At 62.9% G+C, this 556-nt stretch carries 1 protein-coding gene and 1 pseudogene; both read left to right on the top strand.

Annotation, left to right across the window (positions count from 1 at the left end; all coding sequences use genetic code 11):
* A pseudogene (locus A2J01_RS13495) lies at positions 1-240 on the top strand (glutaminase A); the annotation flags it as partial.
* Between the two features lie 9 nt (positions 241-249).
* Positions 250-556: SIMPL domain-containing protein (locus A2J01_RS13490; protein WP_156519268.1), on the top strand; the 307-nt coding region annotated here is incomplete at its 3' end.

The following is a 556-nucleotide window of genomic DNA, read 5'->3' as shown; positions in this document are numbered from 1 at the left end:
ACGCTCTCCGCCGGAATGACGTTCGGCGAGATGACGATGTTCCTCGACACTCCGTTCCTCAACGACATCCGCGCCGATTCCACGGTCACCGTGGCCGTCCTGACTCCGGAGCGATATGCAGAACTGACCGCACAGGCACCCGAGTTGAAACTTGCGCTTCTCGAACGACTGGCTGCGGGCGCCTACGAGCAATTGGACCTGATGTTGCGGAGTGTCATATCCGCCGGACGAATCGGATAGGAACCACACGTGCCCACCACCGCCTTCACCTCGGAGCCGTCCACTGTCACGGTGACCGGAACCGCCACTGCAACAGCTGTTCCCGACATCGTGCGATTGACGATCGGAGTATCGGTGACACAGACGGCCGTTTCCGACGCATTCGACGCCGTCGCGCGTCTGTCCACTGCCCTGACCGAGACCCTGCACGCGCGCGGTGTGCGCGGAGCGGACCTCACCACCGCCGGGCTGAGCGTCCATCCGCAGACTCACTGGAGCGACGGAGGCCGCCAGGAGACAACAGGATTCACGGCATCGACAACTTTCCGAGTCGTAC

The organism is Rhodococcus sp. EPR-134, from assembly GCF_001647205.1.
In the GTDB taxonomy this organism is placed as follows: domain Bacteria; phylum Actinomycetota; class Actinomycetes; order Mycobacteriales; family Mycobacteriaceae; genus Rhodococcus_F; species Rhodococcus_F qingshengii.
The sequence above is the reverse complement of the archived record's forward strand: the minus strand, read 5'-3'. Positions and strand labels throughout refer to the sequence as shown.